The sequence below is a fragment of the Actinospica durhamensis genome (genome assembly GCF_018139695.1).
GTDB classification, from domain to species: Bacteria; Actinomycetota; Actinomycetes; order Streptomycetales; family Catenulisporaceae; genus Actinospica; species Actinospica durhamensis.
This window is the reverse complement of record NZ_JAGSOG010000506.1, coordinates 1-2,510: the sequence shown is the minus strand read 5'-3', so window position 1 is coordinate 2,510 and position 2,510 is coordinate 1. Positions and strand designations below refer to the sequence as shown.

Annotated in this window: 4 protein-coding genes; 2 read left to right on the top strand and 2 right to left on the bottom strand. The window is 69.5% G+C overall.

All coding sequences use genetic code 11. From position 1 onward, the window contains the following. Positions 1–68 precede the first annotated feature (68 nt). Positions 69–359 (bottom strand): hypothetical protein, encoded by a 291-nt coding sequence (locus KDL01_RS40495; protein ID WP_212534031.1) that lies wholly within the window; start codon positions 357–359, stop codon positions 69–71. A gap of 86 nt (positions 360–445) precedes the next feature. On the opposite strand from KDL01_RS40495, the gene KDL01_RS40490 reads away from it, so the two are divergent. Further along, positions 446–1,306: an alpha/beta fold hydrolase gene (locus tag KDL01_RS40490; RefSeq protein WP_212534030.1), complete on the top strand. Its 861-nt coding sequence runs from the start codon at positions 446–448 to the stop codon at positions 1,304–1,306. Between the two features lie 40 nt (positions 1,307–1,346). Next, positions 1,347–2,024: a nucleotidyltransferase domain-containing protein gene (locus KDL01_RS40485; RefSeq protein ID WP_212534029.1), complete on the top strand. Its 678-nt coding sequence runs from the start codon at positions 1,347–1,349 to the stop codon at positions 2,022–2,024. Between the two features lie 86 nt (positions 2,025–2,110). Here the strand turns inward: KDL01_RS40485 and KDL01_RS40480 are convergent, their stop codons facing one another. Further along, positions 2,111–2,320, bottom strand: a complete 210-nt coding sequence (locus KDL01_RS40480) for a hypothetical protein (protein WP_212534028.1) — start codon at positions 2,318–2,320, stop codon at positions 2,111–2,113. Positions 2,321–2,510: the final 190 nt, after the last annotated feature.

Genomic DNA, 2,510 nt, shown 5'->3' with positions numbered 1-2,510 from the left:
CCCCCTCCCCCGTAGGCTGAGCACGCCGCTGAGCACGCCGGCGTCACGGCGGAAGCGTCCCCGCCACCTCACTCGGATTCCTCGGCAGCCTCCCCAACCCGCGCCGCCGGCGGCCGCAGTCCCACCATGCTGCCGACGATCAACCCGAGCGCGACCGCACCCATGCCGATCGCGATCCCGGCATGCCGGACGTACTGCGTAGCCGGACACACGGGCACGACCTGCCCGGTACCGGTCACCCTCTCCGCAAAGCAACGCTCCCCGGTAACGGGCTCCGCCACATGGACGAACCCGACCACCACCGCGCACAGCAACAGGATGATCCCCGCAACACAGAGAATCGCACGCAAGACGGTCATAACGCTTAGACGGCCGGCGCCCGCAATCCGTTCCCCGCGGGCAAAAGCGATTGAACCCTGATGCGCCACCGCTCTAAGGTCCGCCCATGCCCTTCTTCACCGCACCCGACGGCACGCGACTCGCCTACGACGTGAAGGGCGGCCCGCTCGACAGCCACAGCCGCAAGCCGCTGATCTGCATCCCCGGCGGCCCGATGCGCGAGCCGGTCTACCTGGGCGACCTCGGCGGCCTGGCCGACGCGCGCCCGCTGGTGATCCTCAACCTGCGCGGCACCGGCGGATCCGACAAGCCGGCCGACCCGCAGACCTATCGCGCGGACCGGATGATCGAGGACGTCGACGCACTGCGCGAGCATCTCGGCCGCGAGCAGCTCGACCTCCTCGCCCACTCGGCCGGCGGCACCCTCGCCCTGCTCTACGCCGCCGCCCACCCCGAGCGAGTGAGCTCCCTGATCCTCGTCACCACCGCCCTGCGCGCCCTGGGCATGCCCCCGACCCCGGAACACCGCGCCGAGGCCAAGGACCTGCGCAAAGACGAGCCCTGGTACGCCGACGCCTGCGCCGCCGAACAGCGCATCGACGAGGACGAAGACAACGCCTCGACCGAGGACTGGCTGCTGTACGCCCACTTCACCTACGGCCGCTGGGACACCGCGATCGAAGCGTTCGAGGCCGCCTCGGACGCCCAGTTCACGAACGAAGAGGCAAGCGCACTCTTCCTCTCCCCGGAGGCCTGCGACCCCGAGCAAGTCAAGGCGGACCTGGCAAACCTCACCGCCCCGGTCCTCATCCTCGCCGCCGAATACGACGCCCTCCCCCGCCCCGAAGTCGCCACTCTCGGCGCCCGCCACTTCCCGAACGCACGCGTAGTAGTCCAGCCCCACGCCGGCCACTTCCCCTGGATCGACGACCCGGCCACGTTCGTCCGCCTCGTCACCGGGCCCTGACAAACGCGGTGTCGCGTCGCAGTGCCCGATAATAAGCAGCATGGATCCGGCCGAAGTAGAGTCCGTCATCGCCCGATTCGCCGCGGAGGCAACGGATCTGTTGCGTCCGCGAGCGATCTGGGCACACGGATCACTCGCGCTGGGCGACTTCCAGCCCGGCCGAAGCGACCTCGACCTCGTCGCCGTACTCGCCGAGCCGCTCACCATCCAGCAGGCCTCAAGCCTCATCGCCCTGCACGAACGGCTCTTACGCGACGAACCCGCCGCCGCGAAACTCCACTGCACCTACGTCGCACTCGCAGAGATCGCCGACGCCGAGACCCCGCACTACACCTTCGCCCACTCCCGCCACCTGCAACGCCCGGTATCACCGGTCACCCGCCGCGAACTCCTGAGCGCCGGCCGCGTCCTGGCGGGCGCCGAGCCGACCGAGCTGCTTCCCCCGGTCTCGGACAGCGAGCTGGCCGCGTACATCCGGCACATGCTCCGCACGTACTACCTGGCGGTGGTGACCAAGTCCCCCAGCACCTGGTTCAGCGATACCTGGATCGACCAGATCACCCTCGCCTACGCCCGCGCCGCCGTAACCCTGCGCGAGGGCCGCCTCATCACCAAGGCCGCCGCGGCGTACCGCAGCGCCTGGTCGACGACATCCGCAACCGACGCTACGGCGAGCCGGACCGGACAGCCTTGGCCTGGCGGGTACGACGTGCCCTGATGTTCCGTTCCTGTATGGCGAGACAGATACGGTCCCTGCTGGCGGAGGGCTAGCCTTCGTCGTCGCGCTACGTGCGGGATCGCACGCTACGGTGCATTTACGTAGAGGTAGACAGCTGGTTCGGCAGCGGCCTGGTCAATGATGGCGACGCCCTGATCGATGTCTTCGCCCGCCGTCGCCGTGAAGTTGTAGACCGCATACCGGGTGGAGTCGTCGAATCTCCACGGGACCGGCTCCGCACTCCAGTTTCGCCAGGTGGCCTCAGCGGTCGTGGTGGCCCGCGTTGAGATGATCATGAATACAACGGTGGCGCCAAGCGCAGCGTTTGCACGGATCCGCCCGGCCACTTGAATGCGGCCGGGCGGATGGTGTCCGCGGACGGGCTCAGGCCTCGGGCGGGCCGGCGAGGGTGCGGGCGGAGCGGAGGGCGCGGGCCCACCAGGCGAGCTGGTCGAGCATGGCGTCGGCGGTGGCGCGGGTGCGGGT

What these genes read in the sequence shown, in the direction of transcription:
- KDL01_RS40495 (WP_212534031.1), bottom strand. Translation starts at nt 359, where the DNA reads ATGACCGTCTTGCGTGCGATTCTCTGTGTTGCGGGGATCATCCTGTTG.
- KDL01_RS40490 (WP_212534030.1), top strand. Translation starts at nt 446, where the DNA reads ATGCCCTTCTTCACCGCACCCGACGGCACGCGACTCGCCTACGACGTG.
- KDL01_RS40485 (WP_212534029.1), top strand. Translation starts at nt 1,347, where the DNA reads ATGGATCCGGCCGAAGTAGAGTCCGTCATCGCCCGATTCGCCGCGGAG.
- KDL01_RS40480 (WP_212534028.1), bottom strand. Translation starts at nt 2,320, where the DNA reads ATGATCATCTCAACGCGGGCCACCACGACCGCTGAGGCCACCTGGCGA.